Below are 20,750 nucleotides of genomic sequence, written 5' to 3'. Positions count from 1 at the left end.
TGAATTCTTGTGAACGGTGCCATCTCGGAATCGAAACGAGACCATGGAACTCAGCGATATCAAAACCTTTGCCGCAGTGGCCCGCGCCGGCGGCATCACCCGCGCCGCCGAAGAGCTCAACACCGTGCAGTCGAACGTCACCCAGCGGGTCAAGGCGCTGGAGGCCGAGATCGGCACGCCGCTGTTCGAGCGGCACAGCCGCGGCATGACTTTGACCCCCGCCGGCAAGCGTCTTCTGCCCTACGCACAGAAGATGGCGGCGTTGTCGCATGAGGCTGTGCTCGCCGCGCGGGACGATGGCGAGCCAAAGGGGCCGCTGGCGATCGGCTCGATGGAGACCACCGCCGCCGTGCGGCTGCCGCCGCTGCTCGCCGATTTCCACCGCCGCTTCCCCGCGGTGCGGCTGACGCTGCGCACGGCGACCACCGCCGACCTCGTCGCCGCCGTGCTCGACGGCGTCCTCGACGGTGCCTTTGTCGCCGGACCGATCGAGCACGCCGAGCTCGTGACTGTCATCGCATTCCGCGAAGAGCTGGTGCTGGTCAGCGCGCGGCGCTGGACGTCGCTGAAGGAGCTGCGCGCCGCTACGCCCGAGTCAGGGCCGACGGCGCTGGTGTTCCGCACCGGCTGCACCTACCGCCAGCGGCTCGAGCAGATCTTCGTCGAGTTCGGCTGGCCGTCGGCAGCGCGGTTCGAGCTCGGCACCCTCGACGGCATGATCGGCTGCGTCGCCGCCGACATGGGCGTGAGCCTGCTGCCGCGCGCCGTGGTCGAACGCAGTGCGATGATCGGCAACGTATCGATCCATGCGCTGAACCCGGCGCACGCCCACGTGGAGACGCTCTTCATCCAGCGCCGCAGCGGACATCAATACAGCGCGCTCAGCGGTTTCGTGTCCTGCCTCAAGGCGGACGACGATGTCATCGCGGCCTGAGATGCCATCGCCGCAGTGCGACGACGGCCCAGATCGCCTCGACGAGGCCGAACGGCCAGGCGCCCTGCAGAAAGCCGTAGGCCGAGCCGAGCGCAGAGGCGGCGAACAGCAGCACGAACCAGTGGCTGCGGTCTTCCATCGCATAGCAGACCAGCATCGCGGTCACGGCAAACAGGCCGAATAGGGTCAGCGCATCCATTGTTCTTCACTCCGCGGCGCGACGCATGCTATGCGCTGATGCCATGCCGGCTCCTATCCTGTCCCTGGTCGATGCTGCAACCCACTGGTCCGCGCGCGGCGCGCTGATCGGGCTTGACCTCGGCACCAAGACCATCGGCGTCGCCGTCTCCGATCCTGACCGCCGGCTCGCGACCGGGGTCGAGACCATCCAGCGCAAGGCGTTCAAGCAGGACGCAGGCCGGCTGCTTGCGATCGCGAGCGAGCGCAAGGCAGCCGGCTTCGTGCTCGGACTGCCCATCAACATGGATGGCAGCGAGGGACCACGCGCGCAATCGACCCGCGCCTTCGCCCGCAACCTCGCCGGCCTCACGGAGCTGCCGATCGGCTTGTGGGACGAGCGCCTCTCGACGGCAGCGGTCGAGCGGGAGCTGATCGGCATGGACGTCAGCCGCGCCAAGCGCGCCGAGGTCATCGACGAGCACGCCGCGATCTTCATCCTGCAGGGCGCGCTCGACAGGCTCGCCAATCTCCGCGCAGCCTCGGGACCGGCTGATCAATGATTGTCGTGATCGCGGCACTTCTGCCGGTCTTCATCCTCATCGTGCTCGGCGTCGTGCTCAAGCGCACCCTGATGCCGCTCGACACGCAATGGCACGGGCTGGAGCGGCTGACCTATTTCGTGCTGTTTCCGATGCTCCTGATCCAGACGCTGGTGAGGGCTGATCTCGGCAAGGTGCCGGTCGCCGGCGTCGGAGGCGCGCTGCTGTTGTCAGTGCTCACGATGTCGCTGCTGTGCCTCGCGCTGCGCCCTGCCCTGGCGCGGCTCCAGATCGATGGCCCGGCCTTCTCTTCGATCTTCCAGGGCGCGACCCGCTGGCAGACCTACGTGGCGCTCTCCGTCTCGGCCAATATGTTCGGCGATGTCGGGCTGGCGCTCGCCTCGGTGGCGATGGTCGCAATCATTCCGCTGGTCAACGTGTTCAGCGTCGCCGTGCTCGCGCACTACGCCGCGCCGGAAAAGCAATCGGCGCGCGCCATCGTCATGACGGTGGCGTGCAATCCCCTGATCTGGGCCTGCGCCATCGGTCTTTTCATCAACCTCGTCCATTTGCCGCTACCAAAAATCTGGCACGATGTCGCGGATGCGCTGAGCCGCTCCTCACTCGCAATCGGCCTGCTCGTCACCGGCGCCGGCCTGCACCTCAAAGGCCTGCTTCGCCCCAGCGCGAGCGCAGCGATCGGCGTGGTGTTCAAGCTGGTGCTGATGCCCGTGCTCGCACTGGCGCTGGCCGCCTGGTTCGGCCTGACCGGCAACAGCCTCGCGATCGTCGCGATCTGCGCCGCGGTGCCGACCTCGCCCAGCGCCTATGTGCTCGCCCGCCAGATGGGCGGCGACGCGCCGCTGCTGGCGCAGATCATCACGCTGCAGACGATTTTGGCAGCGGTGACGATGCCGATCACGATCGCGCTGGTTGCTGCGCGCTAGACGTAGCGCCCCAATGTAAAAAGGATGAAGGTGTTGCAGGCCGAATGGGCCACCACCGTGGGCCATGTGGAATTGCTGGTCCATCGAAGGTAGCCAAGAACAAGTCCGAAAGCGAAAATAAGCAGGCGCCCGAACCAATCGTACTGGGTATGGTTCATTGCCCATACTGCGGATGTCAGGACAATAGCCCCGATCGGGCCCAGAGAAGATTGCGACCAGCCGCGGAACAAGAAGCCGCGAACAACAAACTCTTCGACGAGAGGTCCAGCGATACAGCCTCCAATGAGCCACGCGAGCAATCCCGCGGCCCCTCCGACAACGAGCATGGGATCGGGCTGATATCCTCCTGCCGCACCCATCTTCGAGAGCACGAATCCCTCGATTGACAAAAAGATCGTCGTGATGGCGAGGGCGCGCACTATCTCGCCGCCGGTTGGCCAATTCAGAGCGAGATACTCGCCAAACTCTCTGCCGGCCATGCGGATCGCAATCCAGAGCACCGCGATGGCAGGCAACGTCCCCGCGATGAGCCAGACGCCATACCAACGCCCCTGTGACGCCAACGCCTGGAGTTCCCCTGGAGCTAATATCTTCGGCCCGGCTTTGACGGCCAGGATGATGCTCACGACCACTCCGCCCGTCAGAACGAAAGCGCCATCTGCGATCAAGGCTATGAGCGTTGTCTCCCAGAAGTCCCAGGTCCGACGCGCCAACGGCGAGACTGGGACGCGACCGCTAACGTTTTTGAGATCCGTCATAAAAGACAACTCTTAAGAGAGTAAAATATTTACTCTACCCAGAGTACAGAACCGTTTTGCCGGCCGTCAATGACCAATGGCGCCGGTGGCGGCGAGGTACCTATCGGATCGTCACAGAACTTGTGGCAAGCGCCCGCCTAACTGCCCAGCCACATCGTCAGCACCACCGCGGTCATATTGTTCAGCGCATGCAGCACGATGGTGAGCCACAGCGAGTTGGCGCGATAGCGCATATAGCCGAACCACACGCCGATCGTGAAGACCTCTGCGAGGAAGTACATGTCGTACTGCAGATGCACGACCGTCCAGACCAGCGACGACAGGATGATCGCGCCGGGCACGCGCAGGAAGCTTGCCGACCAGCCCCGATAGAGGAAACCGCGCGCGAGCACTTCCTCGGACATCGGCGCGGCGACGCTGAAGGCGAGCAGCAGCAACACTGCTGCTCCCTTGTCGCGGCCCGATTTCAGGAGATCGGTCATGAACCCCGGCGTCGCCTCGCGGCCGAGCGCCCGCGACATTGTCTCCCAGGCCAGCACCAGCAGGAGGAGACCGATGGCGCCGACCAGGAGTTGCTTCCAGGACGGCCAGCGCAGCGCGAGATAGTCGACGAAGGATGCGCGCTTGAGGCAGACGGCGAGCCAGACCGCCGCCAGCGTCGCCGGCAGGCCCATGATCACCGACAGCGCGAGCGCCTGAGGCTCGTGGCCAACGAGCTCAATCGAGGCCAGGTCGATCGGGTGGCCGCGAAGCGCCACGAGAACGACGATCGCCCCGACCTGCCCGACGAACATCGCAACGAAGACGAGGACACCCCACAGCGCCGTGCCCCAGAATTTCCAGACGCGCGGCTTGTGGTCCGCAGGCGACATGATCAGTGGCGGGTGTTGGGGATTGAGGGTGTCCATCAGGAGGCTTTCGTTAGGAAGCAATCATTCCGGGGCGCCCAAAGGGCGAACCCGGAAAGACGGAGCAACAAGTCGCCGGAGAATTCACGGCAGCGCCCGTTCCAGCAGCGCCCGAACATCTCCGCTCTCCAGCTCCACCGCTCCATACATGCTGGCGTGGTTCGCGGCGAGGCGCGTGGCGGCGAACAGCTCGGCGTGGCGGGGTGAGACGCCGTTGAGCGCGGCGGCGGCGGCAAGCAGTGCAAGCTTCTCGACCGCAAGGCGCGCGACGCGCTCGCCATCCGCGCGGCGAAAGGTGTTGCCGATGAAAGCGGCCGCCTCACCTGCTCCGGACAAGCCCTTTGCCTCCGCAACGAGCCCCTGCAGGACCGCCATCGCCGCATCCGGCTCCCGCGCCAGCGCACGGAGCACGTCGAGACACATCACGTTGCCCGAACCTTCCCAGATCGCGTTGACCGGCGCCTCGCGATAGTGGCGCGCCAAAATGCCCTCTTCGACGTAGCCGTTGCCGCCGAGGCATTCCATCGCCTCGTAGAGGAAGCCTGGTGCGGTCTTGCAGGTCCAGTATTTGATCGCGGGCGTCAGCAGCCGCATGTAGGCGGCTTCGGTCGGATCGCGCGGCGTGCGATCGAAGGCGCGGCAGAGGCGCATCACCAAGGCGACGCTCGCTTCCACATGCAGCGCCATGTCCGACAGCACCGCCTGCATCAGCGGCTGATCGGCCAGATGCTTCTGGAACACGCTGCGATGACGTGCATGGTGCAGCGCGTGGGCAAGGCCCGAACGCATCAGTCCGCTGGAGGCGATCGCGCAATCCTGCCGCGTGAGCTGCACCATCTGGATGATGGTGCGGATGCCCTTGCCCTCCTCGCCCACCCGTTCGGCATAGGCGCCGACGAACTCGACCTCCGATGAGGCATTCGAGCGATTACCGAGCTTGTCCTTCAGCCGCTGAAACTGGAGCGCGTTCACCGATCCGTCCGGTGCAAAGCGCGGCATGAAGAAGCAGGTCAACCCGTTCTCGGCCTGCGCGAGCACGAGAAAGGCATCGCACATCGGCGCGGACATGAACCATTTGTGGCCCGTGATCAGATAGGCGTTCCCATCGCGCGCGGCGCGGCTCATGTTGGCGCGGACGTCAGTGCCACCCTGCTTCTCGGTCATGCCCATGCCGAGCGTCATGCCGCGCTTCTGCCACCATGGCGCGAAGGCAGGATCATAGCTTTGCGTCGACAGCACCGGCATCACGCGCGCAAGCAAGTCGGGTTGCAGCGCCAACGCTGCGACGGAGGCACGCGTCATCGTGATCGGGCAGAGATGGCCGGTCTCGACCTGCGCGGCGATGTAGAATTTTGCCGCGCGGATGACCTCGGCAGCATCGCCCGAAGGTTTCCCATCCACAGTCCAGGTGGAATTGTGCACGCCGGCATGCGCGCTGTGCGCCATCAACTCATGATAGGCGGGATGAAACTCGACCTGGTCGCGGCGGTTGCCTTTGGAATCGAAGGTGCGCAGCTTTGGCGTGTTCTCGTTGGCCACGCGCCCGCGCTCGGCCATCGCCGCCGAGCCCCAGTGCTTGCCGAAGTCGGAGAGCTCCTGTTCCGCGGCGGCACCGCCATTGCCCTTCACCGCCTCGACCAGAGGACGGTCCGTTCCAAAGAGATCGACGTCCTCGAAGGGCGGCGACTGGTTGAAGACCTCGTGGGTTGCGAAGCTCGGCTGGGTCATGGCGTGTCCTCGGACCGGAATCAGTTCCGCCGCGGCTGGATCGGGAAATCATAGGCCGCCCCGCCTGCCCCCGGCAGGGAAAAATGCCACCACTCCTTCGAATAGTTCACAAAGCCTTGCCTGGCCATGGCGGCCACCAGCCTCTTGCGCCAGGCGCGCTGCTCCGGCGTGATCGACCGTGCCGCGGTGTGGCCCTTCACATCGGTGCAGTCGTAGCCGGTGCCCATGTCGACGCTGCCTTCGGGTGGCCGGGCCTCGACCGGCGCGGTGCAGTCGGCATAGGCTTTTGATCGATCGAATTTGGCGGAATTGTCGGCCTTGAGATCGACCAGCGTCAGGTCGAGCGCGGCGCCGGTGGAATGCTGCGAGCGGCTCGCGATGTAGCCGAGGCGAAACAGCTCGGTCTTGGGAATTTTTGGATTGTAGCGCCGCTCGGCGGCCGTCTCCCGCCCGTTCTGCGACCACGCGACCATGTCAAGGGACGCGCGCGCCGGCCGGTAGCAGTCGAACATCTTGAGCGAGAGATTTTGGCTGGCGAGTTCCTGCTGAACCGCCTTCAGCCGCATCCCAACCTCCCGCTTCACCACGCACTCGCCCGCGCCATAGCCATTGAGTGGACGGCCGACGAAATTGTTGGCGGAGGCGTAGCGGATGTCCTGGATGATCGTGGGATCGATGTCGCGTAAATAGACGAAGCCGCCGGGCAGCGACTGGGCGTGGGCTGCGCTGATCGTTATTGCGGCCAAGAGCGCTGTCAGAGTTGTCTTCAACGAAAGCCCCCACATCGTCATGGCCGGGCATAGCCGTCCGAAGGACGGCGTCGCTTCCGCTCGCCTATGCCCGGCCGTCCACGATCTTCTATCGCATTTGACGCAAAAAGGGCGTGGATGTCCGAGACAAGCCCAGGCATGACGGAGAGCTGCGACACATCAGATAGGGGCGCGCCGCACGACACCCGGGACTGATCGGGGGATAACTCACTTCCTCAGCTTTGGCCCTTGCCCCCTCACCCATCCCCGCCTATAGCTCTGCTTTTAATGACATCGAAATCGACCTTCGTCCTCGGCCACCGGCATTTGCTGGGCATCGAGGGCCTTTCCGCGGCCGACATCACCGGCCTTCTCGACCTGTCCGAAGAGTATGTCGAGCTCAACCGCCAGGTTGACAAGAAGCGCACCGTCCTGCGTGGACGGACGCAAGTGAACCTGTTCTTCGAGGCCTCGACCCGGACCCAGTCCTCGTTCGAGCTTGCCGGCAAGCGGCTGGGCGCCGACGTCATGAACATGTCGGTGTCATCGTCCTCGATCCGCAAGGGCGAAACGCTGATGGACACCGCGGTCACGTTGAACGCGATGCATCCGGACATCCTGGTGGTGCGCCATCACGCCTCCGGCGCGGTGGAACTGCTGGCGCGCAAGGTTGACGGTTCCGTGATCAATGCCGGCGACGGCGCGCATGAGCATCCCACGCAAGCCCTGCTCGACGCGCTGACCATCCGCCGCAACAAGGGCCGGATCGAGGGACTCGTGGTCGCGATCTGCGGCGACGTGCTGCATTCGCGCGTTGCCCGCTCCAACATCATCCTGCTCAACACCATGGGCGCCCGTGTCCGCGTCGTCGGCCCCTCCACGCTGCTGCCGCCCGGGATCGAGCGGATGGGCGTCGAGGTCGCGCGCGACATGCGCGAGGGGCTGGAGGGCGCCGACATCGTCATGATGCTGCGGCTCCAGCGCGAGCGGATGAACGGCTCCTTCGTGCCGTCGTCAAGCGAGTACTTCAACTATTTCGGGCTCGACCAGAAGAAGCTCGCTTACGCCAAGCCGGACGCACTCGTGATGCATCCCGGTCCCATGAACCGTGGCGTGGAGATCGACTCCGCCGTCGCCGACGGGGCGCAGTCCCTGATCCGCGAACAAGTGGAAATGGGCGTCGCCGTGCGCATGGCCGTACTGGAAGCGCTCGCCCGCAACTTGCCGAACGCGTGATGCCGATGCTGATCGACCGCCGCCCCATCCTGCTCGCCAACGCCCGCGTCGTCGATCCCTCACGGGATTTCGACGGCATCGGCGACGTCCTGATTGCCGATGGCATCATCCGCGAGACCCGGCGCGGCATCGGCGCAGCCGGCGTCCCCGAAGGCACCGACATCGTCAACTGCTCCGGCAAGATCGTCGCCCCGGGCCTCGTCGATATGCGCGCCTTCGTCGGCGAGCCGGGCTTCAGCCACCGCGAGACCTTCGCCTCCGCAAGCCAGGCGGCCGCGACCGGCGGCGTCACCACCATCATCTGCCAGCCCGACACCTCGCCCGTCATCGACAATTCGGCAACCGTCGATTTCGTGATGCGCAGAGCCCGCGACACCGCGATCGTCAATATCCAGCCGATGGCCGCACTGACGAAGGGTCTGCGCGGCGAGGAAATGACCGAGTTCGGCCTGCTCAAGGCCGCCGGCGCCGTCGCCTTCAGCGATGGCGACAGGAGCGTGACCAACGCGCAGGTGATGCGCCGCGCGTTGACCTATGCCCGCGATTTCGATGCGCTGATCGTGCATCACACCGAGGACCCCGATCTCGTCGGCGAAGGCGTGATGAACGAAGGCGAATTCGCGACCCGCCTCGGACTGATGGGCATCCCCAACGCCGCAGAAGCGGTGATCCTGGAGCGCGACATGCGGCTCGTCGCGCTGACCGGCGGCCGCTACCACGCGGCCTCGCTGTCCTGCATCGACTCCCTCGACATTTTGAAGCGCGCCCGCGACGCTGGGCTCTCCGTCAGCGCCTCGGTCTCGATCAACAACATTGCGCTGAACGAGAACGACATCGGGCCCTACCGCACCTTCCTGAAGCTGTCGCCGCCGCTGCGCACTGAGGACGATCGCCGCGCGCTGGTCGCGGCGGTGGCCTCGGGCCTCGTCGATGTCATCATGTCCGACCACAATCCGCAGGACGTCGAGGTCAAGCGCCTGCCGTTCGCAGAGGCCGCTTCCGGTGCCGTCGGCCTCGAGACCATGCTGCCGGCGGGTCTCAGGCTGGTGCATAATGGCGAGATGGAACTGAAGACGCTGATCCGCGCGATGTCGACCCGGCCTGCCGAGCTGCTTGGCCTGCCGGGTGGAACCTTGCGCCCGGGCGCGCCGGCGGACGTCATCGTGGTCGATCCCGATACGCCTTGGGTCGTCGATCCCGTCGATCTCAAATCGCCATGCAAGAACACCCCGTTCGACGAAGCCCGCTTTACAGGGCGCGTGATGCGTACCATCGTCGGCGGGCGGACGGTCTATGAGCATGTCTAGGCTGGCATGGAGAGTGGACCATGGGGCTTGAAGCGTTCCTCCCCGTAGCCTTTGTCATCGGCTATCTCCTCGGCTCGATCCCGTTCGGACTGGTCCTGACAAAGCTTGCCGGCACGCAGGATCTGCGTTCGATCGGCTCCGGCAATATCGGCGCCACCAACGTGTTGCGCACGGGCCGCAAGGGACTCGCTGCGGCGACGCTGTTGCTCGACGCGCTCAAGGGTACTGCGGCAGTGGTGATCGCGGGCTCCGTTGCAGGCCCCAATGCCGCGATGCTGGCGGGGCTCGGCGCCTTCCTCGGCCATCTCTTCCCGGTCTGGCTCAAGTTCAAAGGCGGCAAAGGCGTCGCGGTCTATATCGGAATCCTGCTCGGCCTGTTCTGGCCGGGTGCCGTGGTGTTCTGCCTGCTCTGGCTCGCAACCGCCTTCACCACGCGCTACTCCTCGCTGTCGGCTCTGGTCGCGAGCTTCGTCACGCCGCTGTTCCTGTGGTGGTTCGGCCACCCGGCCCTGGCATCGCTGGCCGCGGTGCTGACGCTGCTGCTGTTCTACATGCACCGGGAGAACATCAAGCGGTTGCAGTCCGGCACCGAGAGCCGGATCGGGCAGAAAACGTAAGGCCTGAAAAAGTACGGATATCGCCGCACCCCCTCCGCATTATATGCCAATTCCTGTTCGCAACTCGCGGCCGATTCCCGGCTGGAGTGGCCAACGGGTTCGGGGCCTGTCATCCTGACGGCGAAGATGGCGTTACGCGGTAGCTCAGAATGAGCGAGAAGATTGTCGGCACGCATGACGAAGGTGGTTTGCAGGGTGCCGCGCGCACGCCTGCAAGCATGCTGCTCGCCGCAGCAGACATCTGGTCCGGCGCCCCCTCGCCATCCCCCGCTCCGGTGCCAGCTCCCTCCTCGCCGCACCAGCGGACGCCTGATCCTGTGGTGCAGGCACCTGCTCCGATCGTCTCCGTGACCGCCGTCGCCGCGCGCACGCCGACGAGAGTCCGCTCCGAGCAATGGCCTCCGCAAAAACTGTCGCTGGCGCTCCAGGGTGGCGGCACCTTCGCCGCCTTCACCTGGGGCGTGCTGGAGCGGCTCCTGGAAGAGCCAGCCATCGAGATCAACACCATCAGCGGCGCCAGTGCGGGCGCCATCAACGCACTGCTGCTCGCCTCCGGTCTCGCCGAGGGCGGACGCGAAGCTGCCCGCGCCCGGCTGAACCGGTTCTGGGTCCGGCTGATGCATGAGGCCTCGTTCCGTTCGCTGATGCTGGTCGGCGGGTTTTCGCCGGCGGGAAGCTCGGTCGCGTTCGGGCCGACGCTTCGCTCCGGACAGTTCGATCCGTTCGACCTCGATCCGCTGCGGCAGGCGCTGTCGCGCGACATCAATTTTGCCGCTCTGTGCCAGGCGGGATGCCCAAAGCTCCTGATCGCGGCGACGCGGATCCGCGACGGGCAGCAGCAGATCTTCGGCAATGACGCGATCACCGCCGATGTCGCGCTGGCCTCGACCTGCCCGCCTCTGGTTCACTGCGCCATCGAGATCGACGGCGAGGCCTATTGGGACGGCGGCTTTGGCGGCAACCCGCCGCTGCTGCGGCTGGCGCAGCATTCGACGGCCTCCGACCTCCTGCTGGTCCAGGTCACGCCGGCACGCGACAGCTATGTGCCGATCACGCTCGCGGCGATCGATCGCCGGCTCGATCAGATCGCGGCCAATGCCGCCCTCAATGCAGAAGTCGCGGCGCTGGAATGGGCGCGGCCGCACGCCGCACCGGATTTGCGCCTGTTTCGGCTTGCAGCGGAAGATGAGATCGAGGGATTGGCGCAACGCTCATCCGCCGATCTCGGCCGCGGCTTCATCCGTTTGTTGCACCGGAGCGGCCGCGAAGCCGCGGAGCGTTGGCTGCGGAAAGATGCGGGCGTCAGCAAGTCCTCGCCCAAAGCGCCCGATCAGAAGGCCGTTCGCGCCGAGCCCGCGCTAGTTTGACTTCGCCAGCGCCTCTTCCAGGAAACGCGCAACCGCGAGCGCGCCGGGATCGTTGCCGAAACGCGCGATCACCTGCACGCCGATCGGCAGGCCTCCGACCTTCAGCACCGGCACGTTGACGCAAGGATTGCCCATCAGCGTCCAGAGCCGGTTGTAGCGGGGGTCACCCGTGGTGGCGAGCTCCTTCGCTGGCGCGGTGCCTGGCGCGGAGTAGGTCAAGAGCACGTCGACGCCCTCAAAGACTTCGCCGAGCTCGCGGCGGCCGCGCCGTCCGATCCGGCGCGCCTCGTCATATTGTTTCGGCGTCAGGCCGACCGTTGCATCGAGACTGGCGCGCAGCATCGGCGCGATCTCGTCGTGACGCTCGGAAAATTCCCAGGCGAGCGCGCGATGCGCCTCGAAATCCTGGATGATCGGATGAATGCGCCAGGCCTCACGCACCGCCTCCGGCATGTCGACGGTCTCGACGCTGGCGCCGGCGCGCTCGGCAGCCTTGATCGCAGCTTGCAGCCCCTGCTCGGCTGCGGGCTCCACCGGCCCGGCAAAGTCCTGCCTGACGATGCCGATGCGCGGCGATTTGGCGGCGGCAATGTCGGAGAACTCGGTGCGACCGGTCATTGCCAACAATCCGCGTGCAAGATCCTCGGCGCGAGCCCCGAACAAGCCGACCGTGTCGAGCGCCCAGGAATAGCACTTGACGCCGACCGTCGGCAGCATGCGGAACGACGGCTTTATCGCGGCAACCCCGCAATAGGCCGCGGGGCGGATCACCGAGCCGCCGGTCTGGGTGCCCAGCGCGAGCGGAATCATGCCGGCGCCGACGGCTGCCGCCGAGCCGGACGAGGAGCCGCCCGGCGAGTGGCCGGCATTGTGCGGATTGAGCGTCGGCGTCGGGTCGCGCGAGGCGAATGCCGTGGTCGTGGTCTTGCCGATGATGGTGGCGCCCGCGCGCTTGAGCATCATCACGACCGGCGCGTCGCCGCGGGGCTGCCAGCCGCGATAGATCTGTGAGCCCATCTCGGTCGGGAAATCGGCCGTGTCGATGATGTCCTTGATGCCGACCGCGATGCCGCGCAGCGGACCCGACGTCTGCGCTCTTGCGGACTTGTCATGGCGGACGAAGGCCCGGACATCCCTCTCCCGCGCCTCGATCGCCCCGAGCGATTGCGCGATCGCGGCACCGGGTGACAACTCGCCGGCTTCGATGCGGCGCTGGAGGTCGGCGAGTGAAATCATGGGGAAATCCTTCTTATTGGGATCGCTTTTAGCATCGCGCCGAGGCGGCGCAAGCTTAAGCCCCTGTTGCTCACGCCCTCAGGTTGTTCCATGCTCTGCCCGCAAGGAGACGCCGTGGACGCGATCAATTCCAACGTGGACCTGACCGAGGCCGACAGGATCGACCGACTGAGGCTGATCCGGTCCGACAATGTCGGCCCGCGCACCTTCCGTTCGCTGGTCGATCATTTCGGCACCGCGCGAGCCGCGCTGCAGCGGCTGCCCGATCTGGCGCGCCGCGGCGGCGCGGCGCGATCGGGACGCATCTGTAGTGCGGATGAGGCGGAGGCCGAGCTTGCCGCGAGCCGAAGGCGCGGCATCGCCTGGCTCGCGCCCGGCGAGGACGGCTATCCGGCACGCTTGGCGACGCTCGACGATGCACCGCCGCTACTGGCCGTACGAGGCGATCGCGCAAGCTTGATGCGACCGATGATCGCGATCGTCGGCTCGCGCAACGCCTCCGGCGCGGGACTGAAGTTTGCCGGCCAGCTCGCCCGCGAGCTCGGCGACGCCGGCTTCGTGATCATCTCGGGGCTTGCCCGCGGCGTCGACCAGGCCGCGCACCGCACGAGCATTGCGAGCGGCACGGTCGCGGTGCTGGCCGGCGGCCACGACTGCATCTATCCGCCCGAGCATGGCGACCTGCTCGTCGCCATCATCGCGCAGAACGGCGCGGCGATTTCCGAGATGCCGCTCGGCCACGAGCCACGCGCCCGCGACTTCCCACGCCGAAACCGGTTGATCTCCGGCGCGTCGCTCGGTGTCATCGTCGTGGAGGCCGCGCACCGTTCGGGCTCGCTGATCACCGCGCGCATGGCGGCCGAACAGGGCCGCGAGGTGTTCGCGGTGCCGGGCTCGCCGCTCGACCCGCGCGCCGCCGGCACCAATGATCTGATCAAGCAGGGCGCGACGCTCGTCACTGCGGCCGCCGACGTCATCAATGCAGTGCAGCCGATCATGGAGCGGCCGCTGATGCATCCGGCCGGCGAGCCCGACAGCGAGCCGTTCGAAAGCGATCCGCAGGCCCATGACCGGGATCAGATCTCTGGCCTGCTCGGCCCTACCCCGATCTCGATCGACGATCTCGTGCGGATGTCCGGCGCATCACCCGCGATCGTGCGCACGGTGCTGCTGGAGCTCGAGCTTGCTGGAAAACTCGAACGTCACGGCGGCGGGCTGGTCTCGCTGATCTAGCTATCGTTGCGCTGATCGAAGCGCGTCCGCGCCGCCTCGATCTGCGCCAGGTGCTCCATCGCCCATTTGCCGAGCGCCTCCACGGGCTGCGACAGCCCGCGGCCGAGATCGGTCAATTCGTAGTCCACCCGCGGCGGAATGGTCGGGAAGATCGTGCGCGTGACGAGGCCGTCGCGCTCGAGCCCACGCAGCGTCAGAGTCAGCATCCGCTGCGAGATGCCGTTGATCATGCGCTTGAGCTCGTTGAAGCGCCTCGGCCCGTCACTGAGCATCATAATGACGAACACACTCCATTTGTCGCCGACGCGCGACAGCACGGAGGCGACCCCGCGGCAGTCCGCATGGTTCGGATCCGGCATCGGCGTGGCAGGCAAAGCGGTGTGTGTCGGTTTCAAAGATGTGCCCATGGCTCAAAAAAGTGCGTTCTTGCGGGGATTTCGGCAGTCACTCATGTAGTGCGGGTTACAAATCTATACCATGGGTGACTCTAATGAAACTCCTCCATCTCGACTCCAGCGTGCTCGGCCCCCACTCCGTCAGCCGGCAGGTTTCCGCCGCCATCGTCGACCGGCTGCGGCAGGCGACGCCATCGCTCGAGGTCGCCTATCGCGACCTGACCCAGACCCCGCTCGCCCATCTTTCCGGATCGCACCTCGCGGTCGCGCAAGGTGCGCCGGCACCGGCAGAACTCGGTCCCGACCTCGCAGCCAGCGCGGCCGTGCTCAACGAGTTCCTTGATGCCGATATCGTGGTGATCGGCGCCCCTATGTACAACTTCACGATTCCGAGCCAGCTCAAGGCGTGGATCGACCGTATCCTGGTAGCGGGGAGGACCTTCAAATACGACGCGGCGGGACCCCAAGGGCTCGCGGGTGGCAAGCGCGTGATCGTGGCGATTTCGCGCGGCGGCTATTACGGCGCGGGCTCGCCGGTTGCGGCGCTGGAGCACCTTGAGACCTATTTACGCGGCGTGCTTGCCTTCATCGGCATCACAAACCCCGAATTCATCGTCGCCGATGGCATCCAGATTGGCCCTGAGCATCGTGAGAAAGCGCTGGCGGGCGCCCTCCAGGCGGCGACCAGCCTGCGCGCGGCCTGAGGCCACGCCGACATCATCAGCCGCCGCCAAAATTCCCGCGGCGGCTGATCGGCCGGCGCGCTCGGCAAAGCTAAAACCAAACTCCCTGCATGCCGAGGATAACGGCGATCAGCGAGACGAACAGGCCGATGCCGGAGAAGATGGCGATCGCCACCAGTTCGGAGGTATCGGAGCGCTTCGCCGGAATGGCGGATTTTTCAGTGTAAATGCGTGGTGCTGAAATCGCAGAAAAAATGCGAGCTGCTTTTGGCATAATGGGCTCCCTCAAATGGGCCTCATGACCCCCTGCCCGTAAAAATGTCTGTGCAGCTTGCGCGAAGGTTCAACGCATCACGGAAGGTTCAGCAAATACACGCCGCAGACGCGGAAGCAGGCCGGCGCAACCGAACGCGTTGCGCCGAGCCATTTCAATTTTAGCTTGAGACGATCAACCGCGATAAATCGGCGCGCCGCTCGGAGCGGCAACGGCGCCGCCGTCGACGAAGATTTCCTGGCCCTGCACATGCGCGGAATCATCCGAGGCAAGGAACAGCACCGTTTTCGAAACCTGATCCGTTTCACCGATGCGACCGAGCGGCGTCGACAGCGCGATCCGTTTCTCGAACGCCTTTTCGGCCTCCGGTGTCGCAGTCGCTGGCCCCCAGATCGGCGTACGGATCGCACCGGGCGCGACCACGTTGACGCGAATGCCACGCGGCGACAGCTCCGATGCCATGATCCGCGCCATCGCCCGCACGCCGGCCTTCGCGGCTCCATAGGCCGAGTAGCCGGGAATGCCGAGCACGGAGATCACCGAGCCGTTGAGAATGATCGAGGCGTTGTCATTGAGGTAGGGCAATGCCGACTGAACGGTGAAGAACACGCCGGTCAGGTTGATGCTGATGACCTTCTCGAAGATCTCGCGCGTCGCCGAGCCGAGCGGCGTCCCGCCGGCGATCCCGGCATTGGCGAACACAATGTCGAACTTGCCGAACTTTTCGGCGCCCTGCTTGATCGCGGCTTCGGTCGCGGCGATGTCAGTAGCATCGGCAACGACGGCGAGCGCGTTCGGGCCGAGCTCGTTTGCGGCAGCCGCCAGCGTCTCCTTGTTGCGCCCGGTGATCGTCACCCTGGCGCCCTCGGCCACGAACAGTTTTGCCGTCGCAAGTCCGATGCCGCTGTTGCCGCCGGTGATGAATGCCGTCTTGTTCTTCAGCCTCACGCTCGCCTCCAGTGGTTGCATAATGAAACTAATTTGCGATCTAGGGCAGGTGGTTTTATAATGCAACCACACAAGCGCGTGATCGCTGCCGGGACCGGCAGACGCGACGGGACCAAGACAATGGTGAAACGAACGAGCTTTGCAGGCGATGCCTGCCCAATCGCACGATCGCTGGAAGCGATCGGCGACTGGTGGTCGCTCCTGATCATCCGCGAGGCGTTGTTCGGCGTGCGCCGCTTCGGCGAGTTTCAGAGCAAGCTCGGGATGGCCAAGAACATTTTAGCCGTGCGGCTGCGCGCGCTGGTCGACCACGGCATCCTGGCAACCGCCCCCGCCTCCGACGGCAGCGCCTATTCTGAATATGTGCTGACGGCGAAGGGCCGCGGCGTCTTCCCGATCCTGGTGGCGCTGCGGCAATGGAGCGAGGAGTTCGACGACCGCCCTGAAGAGATCGCGACCATACTGGTCGATCGCGACAAGGGCCGCCCAGTCCGGAAGCTCGAGCTGCGCGCGGAGGATGGCCGGGTGCTCAGCCCTGCCGACACCACGCTGAAGCCAAGGCCGCGGCGGAGCCGGAGCGCAGGTTAGTTCCTGCCCCGGGCTCGGACCCGGGCATGCATTTGTCCCTCGGGTTTTATGCTATTGTCTTCTACTCCTCGCTGACGCGTGAAGTCCCGTTCAACCTCGTCGATGACCTGGGTGGGAAAATGCATCACGTTCAAGAGAGGCTCCTTGAAAGCAGGATGACCGAGATCGAGCAGGCGCGCTCGTGGAGCCCGCGCGTCATCTCCAAATTCGAAAGCTTGATCCGGGGTGGCGACGACCTCGCTCTTTATCGCGTCAATCCGCTTAGCTTTGCACGCGACCGCGCCATCAGCGAAGCAAGAGAGCATCGACCTGTTTCTCCATGCCACGCGCAGCGGTCTGTTCGACATGAGCTGGGACGTCGTCTGTCCCCAATCAGGCATGGTGCTCGACAGCTTCGGCGCCTTGCGAACCCTGAAAACCCACTACGTCTGCGGTCTGTGCGATGTCAGCGGCGACACCGACCTCGATGACTTCATCGAAGTGACCTTCACGGTGTCGCCGCAGCTTCGCAGACTTCCCTTCCACGATCTCGAGCAGCTTTCGGTCGAAGATTTCCACTGGAAGGCCCGCTTTCTCGCCGACGCGCGCTTGCCTGGTCAGCCGATCCGCTTGCTTGACGTTTTGCGCAGCCTCGTTCGCGGTATTTCGTTCCTGCCTCCGGGCTCGACCACGGAAATGCGTGCGTCTATCGCGTGACGGACACGTAAGCGCGAAGGACGCTGATGCGAGTTGGAGAATGACGCTGTCGCATCTTGCTCCGTCATTGCGAGCGCAGCGAAGCAATCCAGACCGTCACCGCGGAAAGACTCTGGATTGCTTCGTTGCGCTCGCAATGACGAGATTGGGGAGACGTCATTGGCCGCCTCAAAAGCGCCGCCGCCTCACGACAGCTTGCGCTTGGTCCGCAGTCTCAGATGCTCGTCGGCTTCGAGCTGCGTCATGCCCAGAAGATGACGCAGCACATCGAGCTTGTGGCGATCGGCGAGCTTGCGCAGCGCCGCCACCTGCTCGGCGATGAAGGCAACCGCCTCATCCGCTCCACCCTCGCCCGGTTCCTCGCTGCGCGAGCGCCTGTGCGCGCCTGAAGCCGCGCGCGCCCGTTTCCTTGCTGGCTTCGCCACCAGACCCCACCCCGAATCCATGCCCACGGAAACTTTACGCCGATAAGAACCGCAACTCCAAGGTGGTATTTTACAACTTTCGGGATATGAAATTTTTCTCGTTTCAAGGGCTTTCAACACCCCTCGATTTGACACCGGGGGCCTCACCACCCATGTTCGGGTCGAAACGGCCGATGCGAGTCCTTTCGAATTCGGCCCAAGATTTTCCCGCAAGTTACTGGAACTACATGAATATCGTCATCGTGGAGTCGCCGGCGAAAGCCAAGACGATCAACAAATATTTGGGCTCGTCCTACGAGGTTCTGGCCTCATTCGGTCACGTCCGCGATCTCCCGGCCAAGAACGGTTCCGTCGATCCGGACGAGAATTTCAAGATGATCTGGGAGGTCGACCCCAAGGCGGCCGGCCGGCTCAACGACATTGCCAAGTCCCTGAAGGGCGCAGAGCGCCTGATTCTGGCCACCGACCCTGATCGCGAGGGTGAGGCGATCTCCTGGCACGTGCTGGAGGTCTTGAAAGAGAAGCGCGCGCTGAAGGATCAGAAGATCGAGCGCGTCGTGTTCAACGCCATCACCAAGCAGGCGATCTCGGAAGCGATGAAGCACCCGCGCCAGATCGACGGCGCGCTGGTCGACGCCTATATGGCGCGCCGCGCGCTGGACTATCTGGTTGGCTTCACCCTCTCCCCCGTGCTGTGGCGGAAGCTGCCGGGCGCCCGCTCGGCCGGCCGCGTGCAGTCAGTGGCGCTGCGGCTCGTCTGCGACCGCGAGCTCGAGATCGAGAAATTCGTGCCCCGCGAATACTGGTCGCTGATCGCAACGTTGCTCACGCCGCGCGGCGAAGCCTTCGAGGCGCGCCTGGTCGGCGCCGACGGCAGGAAGATCCAGCGGCTCGACATCGGAACCGGTGCCGAAGCCGAAGACTTCAAGAAGGCGCTGGAACTCGCTAGCTACGCGGTCACTGCGGTCGACGCCAAGCCGGCCCGGCGCAATCCGCAGGCCCCATTCACCACCTCGACCCTGCAGCAGGAAGCCAGCCGCAAATACGGCTTCGCACCGGCGCACACGATGCGCATCGCGCAGCGGCTCTACGAGGGCATCGACATCGGCGGCGAGACCACCGGACTCATTACTTATATGCGTACCGACGGCGTGCAGATCGCGACCGAAGCGATCACTCAGGCGCGCAAGGTGATCGGCGAGGACTACGGCAACGCCTACGTGCCGGACGCGCCCCGCCAGTACCAGGCCAAGGCCAAGAATGCGCAGGAAGCACATGAGGCGATCCGCCCGACCGACCTCTCCCGCCGCCCGGCCGCTATGGCCCGCAAGCTCGATGCCGATCAGGCCAAGCTCTACGAGCTGATCTGGAAGCGCACCATTGCGAGCCAGATGGAAGCGGCCGAGCTCGAGCGCACCACCGTTGACATCACGGCGAAGGCCGGCGGTCGCACGCTGGAGCTTCGCGCCACCGGCCAGGTCGTCAAGTTCGACGGCTTCCTCGCACTTTATCAGGAAGGCCGCGACGACGAGGAGGACGAGGACTCCCGCCGCCTGCCGGGCATGAGCGCGGGCGAAGCGTTGAAGCGGCAGTCGCTCGCCGTCACCCAGCACTTCACCGAGCCGCCGCCGCGCTTCTCCGAGGCCTCGCTCGTCAAGCGCATGGAGGAGCTCGGCATCGGCCGGCCCTCGACCTATGCTTCGATCCTCCAGGTCCTGAAGGACCGCGGCTACGTCAAGCTCGAGAAGAAGCGCCTGCACGGCGAGGACAAGGGCCGCGTCGTGGTCGCGTTCCTGGAGAGCTTCTTCAGCCGCTATGTCGAATACGATTTCACGGCCGATCTCGAGGAACAGCTCGACCGCATCTCCAACAACGAAATCTCCTGGCAGCAGGTGCTGAAGGATTTCTGGCGCGACTTCATCGGCGCCGTCGACGACATCAAGGACCTGCGCGTGGCGCAAGTGCTCGACGTGCTCGACGAGATGCTGGGGCCGCACATCTATCCGCCTCGAGCGGATGGCGGCGATGTCAGGCAGTGCCCGAGCTGCGGCAGTGGCCGGCTTAACCTGAAGGCCGGCAAGTTCGGCGCCTTCGTCGGCTGCTCGAACTATCCGGAGTGCCGCTACACCCGTCAGCTCGCCGCCGACAGCGAGGCGAGCGCCGACCGTTCGCTCGGCCAGGATCCCGACACAGGCTTCGACGTCTCGGTCAAGGCCGGCCGTTTCGGACCCTATATCCAGCTCGGCGAGCAGAAGGACTATGCCGAAGGCGAGAAGCCGAAGCGCGCAGGCATCCCGAAGGGCACCTCGCCCGGCGACGTCGACCTCGAGCTCGCGCTCAAGCTGCTGTCGCTGCCGCGCGAGATCGGCAAGCATCCGGAAACCGGTCAACCGATCACCGCAGGTCTCGGCCGCTTCGGGCCGTTCGTGAAGCACGAGAAGACCTACGCCAGCCTAGAGGCCGGCGACGAGGTGTTCGACATCGGCCTTAATCGCGCGGTCACGCTGATTGCCGAAAAGGCCGCCAAGGGTCCGAGCCGCCGCTTCGGCGCCGATCCCGGTAAGGCGATCGGCGATCACCCGACGCTGGGCACGGTCACCGTGAAGAGCGGCCGTTATGGCCCCTACGTCACCGCCGGTGGCGTCAACGCCACGATCCCGAGCGAGATCGAGAAAGACGCGATCACGCTGCCGCAGGCGATCGCGCTGATCGACGAGCGCGCAGCCAAGGGTGGCGGCAAGACCAAGGCGAAGAAGGCCACCAAGGAGACCAAGAAGGCGACCAAGGCTGCCAAGGGCGCCGATGGCGAGGAAGCCGCGCCGAAGACCAAGAAACCGGCCGCGAAAAAAGCTGCGGCCAAAACCAAATCCGAATCCACCAGCAAGGCGCGCGCTGCCGTGTCCTCGACGGCCAAGACGTCGGCGACCAAGGCAGCCAGCGCCGCCAAATTATCTGCCAACAAGGCTCCGGCCAAGAAGAGTGCCGGCAAGAATTAGAGGTTA

General features: G+C 65.2%; 21 protein-coding genes and 1 pseudogene. 12 read left to right on the top strand and 10 right to left on the bottom strand.

Annotated elements, in window-relative coordinates:
* Positions 1–43: 43 nt before the first annotated feature.
* Entirely contained in the window at positions 44–934 is an 891-nt protein-coding gene (locus tag MTX21_RS03320; RefSeq protein ID WP_280970504.1) for a LysR family transcriptional regulator, read from the top strand.
* On the opposite strand, the gene MTX21_RS03315 is transcribed toward MTX21_RS03320, so the two are convergent.
* On the bottom strand, positions 921–1,133 hold the full coding sequence (locus tag MTX21_RS03315; protein ID WP_280970503.1) for a hypothetical protein: 213 nt from the start codon (positions 1,131–1,133) through the stop codon (positions 921–923). The genes MTX21_RS03320 and MTX21_RS03315 overlap by 14 nt on opposite strands.
* A gap of 43 nt (positions 1,134–1,176) precedes the next feature.
* On the opposite strand from MTX21_RS03315, the gene ruvX reads away from it, so the two are divergent.
* Both ruvX and MTX21_RS03305 read left to right on the top strand, forming a co-directional pair.
* The gene (ruvX, locus tag MTX21_RS03310) at positions 1,177–1,674 is read left to right on the top strand and encodes a Holliday junction resolvase RuvX (RefSeq protein WP_280970502.1); all 498 of its coding nucleotides are present in this window, start codon (positions 1,177–1,179) and stop codon (positions 1,672–1,674) included.
* Positions 1,671–2,600: an AEC family transporter gene (locus tag MTX21_RS03305; RefSeq protein ID WP_280970501.1), complete on the top strand. Its 930-nt coding sequence runs from the start codon at positions 1,671–1,673 to the stop codon at positions 2,598–2,600. Before ruvX ends, MTX21_RS03305 begins: the two co-directional genes overlap by 4 nt.
* Here MTX21_RS03305 and MTX21_RS03300 read toward each other — a convergent pair.
* The 4 genes from MTX21_RS03300 to MTX21_RS03285 form a co-directional block, all read right to left on the bottom strand.
* Positions 2,597–3,226, bottom strand: coding sequence for a type II CAAX endopeptidase family protein (locus MTX21_RS03300; protein ID WP_280970500.1), 630 nt, complete (start codon positions 3,224–3,226; stop codon positions 2,597–2,599). The genes MTX21_RS03305 and MTX21_RS03300 overlap by 4 nt on opposite strands.
* 269 nt (positions 3,227–3,495) lie before the next feature.
* Positions 3,496–4,266, bottom strand: coding sequence for a type II CAAX endopeptidase family protein (locus MTX21_RS03295; RefSeq protein ID WP_280970499.1), 771 nt, complete (start codon positions 4,264–4,266; stop codon positions 3,496–3,498).
* A gap of 84 nt (positions 4,267–4,350) precedes the next feature.
* The gene (locus MTX21_RS03290) at positions 4,351–5,994 is read right to left on the bottom strand and encodes an acyl-CoA dehydrogenase family protein (protein ID WP_280970498.1); all 1,644 of its coding nucleotides are present in this window, start codon (positions 5,992–5,994) and stop codon (positions 4,351–4,353) included.
* A gap of 20 nt (positions 5,995–6,014) precedes the next feature.
* Positions 6,015–6,785 carry a M15 family metallopeptidase gene (locus MTX21_RS03285; protein WP_280970497.1) on the bottom strand — a complete coding sequence of 257 codons (771 nt, stop codon included), beginning with the start codon at positions 6,783–6,785 and terminating at the stop codon, positions 6,015–6,017.
* A 246-nt stretch (positions 6,786–7,031) separates the two neighbouring features.
* On the opposite strand from MTX21_RS03285, the gene MTX21_RS03280 reads away from it, so the two are divergent.
* The 4 genes from MTX21_RS03280 to MTX21_RS03265 all read left to right on the top strand — a co-directional run bounded on the left by MTX21_RS03280 (position 7,032) and on the right by MTX21_RS03265 (position 11,270).
* Entirely contained in the window at positions 7,032–7,979 is a 948-nt protein-coding gene (locus tag MTX21_RS03280) for an aspartate carbamoyltransferase catalytic subunit (RefSeq protein WP_280970496.1), read from the top strand.
* A 5-nt stretch (positions 7,980–7,984) separates the two neighbouring features.
* Positions 7,985–9,286: a dihydroorotase gene (locus MTX21_RS03275; protein WP_280970959.1), complete on the top strand. Its 1,302-nt coding sequence runs from the start codon at positions 7,985–7,987 to the stop codon at positions 9,284–9,286.
* A gap of 20 nt (positions 9,287–9,306) precedes the next feature.
* Complete coding sequence (gene plsY / locus MTX21_RS03270; protein WP_280970495.1) at positions 9,307–9,903, top strand: glycerol-3-phosphate 1-O-acyltransferase PlsY; 597 nt, start codon at positions 9,307–9,309, stop codon at positions 9,901–9,903.
* 149 nt (positions 9,904–10,052) lie between these two features.
* Complete coding sequence (locus tag MTX21_RS03265) at positions 10,053–11,270, top strand: patatin-like phospholipase family protein (RefSeq protein WP_280970494.1); 1,218 nt, start codon at positions 10,053–10,055, stop codon at positions 11,268–11,270.
* Here the strand turns inward: MTX21_RS03265 and MTX21_RS03260 are convergent.
* Positions 11,262–12,506 (bottom strand): amidase, encoded by a 1,245-nt coding sequence (locus tag MTX21_RS03260; RefSeq protein WP_280970493.1) that lies wholly within the window; start codon positions 12,504–12,506, stop codon positions 11,262–11,264. The two genes, MTX21_RS03265 and MTX21_RS03260, sit on opposite strands and share 9 nt — an antisense overlap.
* A gap of 90 nt (positions 12,507–12,596) precedes the next feature.
* Here MTX21_RS03260 and dprA point away from each other — a divergent pair, with 90 nt between their 5' ends.
* Positions 12,597–13,739: a DNA-processing protein DprA gene (dprA, locus tag MTX21_RS03255; protein ID WP_280970492.1), complete on the top strand. Its 1,143-nt coding sequence runs from the start codon at positions 12,597–12,599 to the stop codon at positions 13,737–13,739.
* On the opposite strand, the gene MTX21_RS03250 is transcribed toward dprA, so the two are convergent.
* On the bottom strand, positions 13,736–14,146 hold the full coding sequence (locus MTX21_RS03250; RefSeq protein ID WP_280970491.1) for a helix-turn-helix domain-containing protein: 411 nt from the start codon (positions 14,144–14,146) through the stop codon (positions 13,736–13,738). The genes dprA and MTX21_RS03250 overlap by 4 nt on opposite strands.
* An 83-nt stretch (positions 14,147–14,229) precedes the next feature.
* Between MTX21_RS03250 and MTX21_RS03245 the strand changes: the two genes are divergently transcribed.
* Positions 14,230–14,838: an FMN-dependent NADH-azoreductase gene (locus MTX21_RS03245; protein ID WP_280970490.1), complete on the top strand. Its 609-nt coding sequence runs from the start codon at positions 14,230–14,232 to the stop codon at positions 14,836–14,838.
* Between the two features lie 70 nt (positions 14,839–14,908).
* On the opposite strand, the gene MTX21_RS03240 is transcribed toward MTX21_RS03245, so the two are convergent.
* Together MTX21_RS03240 and MTX21_RS03235 are read right to left on the bottom strand one after the other, a co-directional pair.
* On the bottom strand, positions 14,909–15,091 hold the full coding sequence (locus MTX21_RS03240; protein WP_280970489.1) for a hypothetical protein: 183 nt from the start codon (positions 15,089–15,091) through the stop codon (positions 14,909–14,911).
* Positions 15,092–15,265: 174 nt separating this feature from the next.
* Complete coding sequence (locus tag MTX21_RS03235) at positions 15,266–16,039, bottom strand: SDR family oxidoreductase (protein WP_280970488.1); 774 nt, start codon at positions 16,037–16,039, stop codon at positions 15,266–15,268.
* A 120-nt stretch (positions 16,040–16,159) separates the two neighbouring features.
* Between MTX21_RS03235 and MTX21_RS03230 the strand changes: the two genes are divergently transcribed.
* Together MTX21_RS03230 and MTX21_RS03225 are read left to right on the top strand one after the other, a co-directional pair.
* On the top strand, positions 16,160–16,627 hold the full coding sequence (locus MTX21_RS03230) for a helix-turn-helix domain-containing protein (protein ID WP_280970487.1): 468 nt from the start codon (positions 16,160–16,162) through the stop codon (positions 16,625–16,627).
* Between the two features lie 119 nt (positions 16,628–16,746).
* A pseudogene (locus tag MTX21_RS03225) lies at positions 16,747–17,311 on the top strand (DUF5939 domain-containing protein); the annotation flags it as partial.
* Positions 17,312–17,508: 197 nt separating this feature from the next.
* Here MTX21_RS03225 and MTX21_RS03220 read toward each other — a convergent pair.
* Positions 17,509–17,748, bottom strand: a complete 240-nt coding sequence (locus MTX21_RS03220) for a hypothetical protein (RefSeq protein WP_280970486.1) — start codon at positions 17,746–17,748, stop codon at positions 17,509–17,511.
* Positions 17,749–17,975: 227 nt separating this feature from the next.
* Here MTX21_RS03220 and topA point away from each other — a divergent pair, with 227 nt between their 5' ends.
* Entirely contained in the window at positions 17,976–20,744 is a 2,769-nt protein-coding gene (gene topA / locus MTX21_RS03215; RefSeq protein WP_280970958.1) for a type I DNA topoisomerase, read from the top strand.
* The last annotated feature ends 6 nt before the right edge of the window (positions 20,745–20,750 follow it).

The sequence above is a fragment of the Bradyrhizobium sp. ISRA430 genome (assembly GCF_029909975.1).
GTDB lineage: Bacteria > Pseudomonadota > Alphaproteobacteria > Rhizobiales > Xanthobacteraceae > Bradyrhizobium.
The sequence above is the reverse complement of the archived record's forward strand: the minus strand, read 5'-3'. Positions and strand labels throughout refer to the sequence as shown.

Coding starts and splice junctions, on each gene's coding strand:
- MTX21_RS03320 (WP_280970504.1), top strand. CDS start 44: ATGGAACTCAGCGATATCAAAACCTTTGCCGCAGTGGCCCGCGCCGGC.
- MTX21_RS03315 (WP_280970503.1), bottom strand. CDS start 1,133: ATGGATGCGCTGACCCTATTCGGCCTGTTTGCCGTGACCGCGATGCTG.
- ruvX (WP_280970502.1), top strand. CDS start 1,177: ATGCCGGCTCCTATCCTGTCCCTGGTCGATGCTGCAACCCACTGGTCC.
- MTX21_RS03305 (WP_280970501.1), top strand. CDS start 1,671: ATGATTGTCGTGATCGCGGCACTTCTGCCGGTCTTCATCCTCATCGTG.
- MTX21_RS03295 (WP_280970499.1), bottom strand. CDS start 4,266: ATGGACACCCTCAATCCCCAACACCCGCCACTGATCATGTCGCCTGCG.
- MTX21_RS03290 (WP_280970498.1), bottom strand. CDS start 5,994: ATGACCCAGCCGAGCTTCGCAACCCACGAGGTCTTCAACCAGTCGCCG.
- MTX21_RS03285 (WP_280970497.1), bottom strand. CDS start 6,785: ATGACGATGTGGGGGCTTTCGTTGAAGACAACTCTGACAGCGCTCTTG.
- MTX21_RS03280 (WP_280970496.1), top strand. CDS start 7,032: ATGACATCGAAATCGACCTTCGTCCTCGGCCACCGGCATTTGCTGGGC.
- MTX21_RS03275 (WP_280970959.1), top strand. CDS start 7,985: ATGCTGATCGACCGCCGCCCCATCCTGCTCGCCAACGCCCGCGTCGTC.
- plsY (WP_280970495.1), top strand. CDS start 9,307: ATGGGGCTTGAAGCGTTCCTCCCCGTAGCCTTTGTCATCGGCTATCTC.
- MTX21_RS03265 (WP_280970494.1), top strand. CDS start 10,053: ATGAGCGAGAAGATTGTCGGCACGCATGACGAAGGTGGTTTGCAGGGT.
- MTX21_RS03260 (WP_280970493.1), bottom strand. CDS start 12,506: ATGATTTCACTCGCCGACCTCCAGCGCCGCATCGAAGCCGGCGAGTTG.
- dprA (WP_280970492.1), top strand. CDS start 12,597: ATGCTCTGCCCGCAAGGAGACGCCGTGGACGCGATCAATTCCAACGTG.
- MTX21_RS03250 (WP_280970491.1), bottom strand. CDS start 14,146: ATGGGCACATCTTTGAAACCGACACACACCGCTTTGCCTGCCACGCCG.
- MTX21_RS03245 (WP_280970490.1), top strand. CDS start 14,230: ATGAAACTCCTCCATCTCGACTCCAGCGTGCTCGGCCCCCACTCCGTC.
- MTX21_RS03240 (WP_280970489.1), bottom strand. CDS start 15,091: ATGCCAAAAGCAGCTCGCATTTTTTCTGCGATTTCAGCACCACGCATT.
- MTX21_RS03230 (WP_280970487.1), top strand. CDS start 16,160: ATGGTGAAACGAACGAGCTTTGCAGGCGATGCCTGCCCAATCGCACGA.
- topA (WP_280970958.1), top strand. CDS start 17,976: ATGAATATCGTCATCGTGGAGTCGCCGGCGAAAGCCAAGACGATCAAC.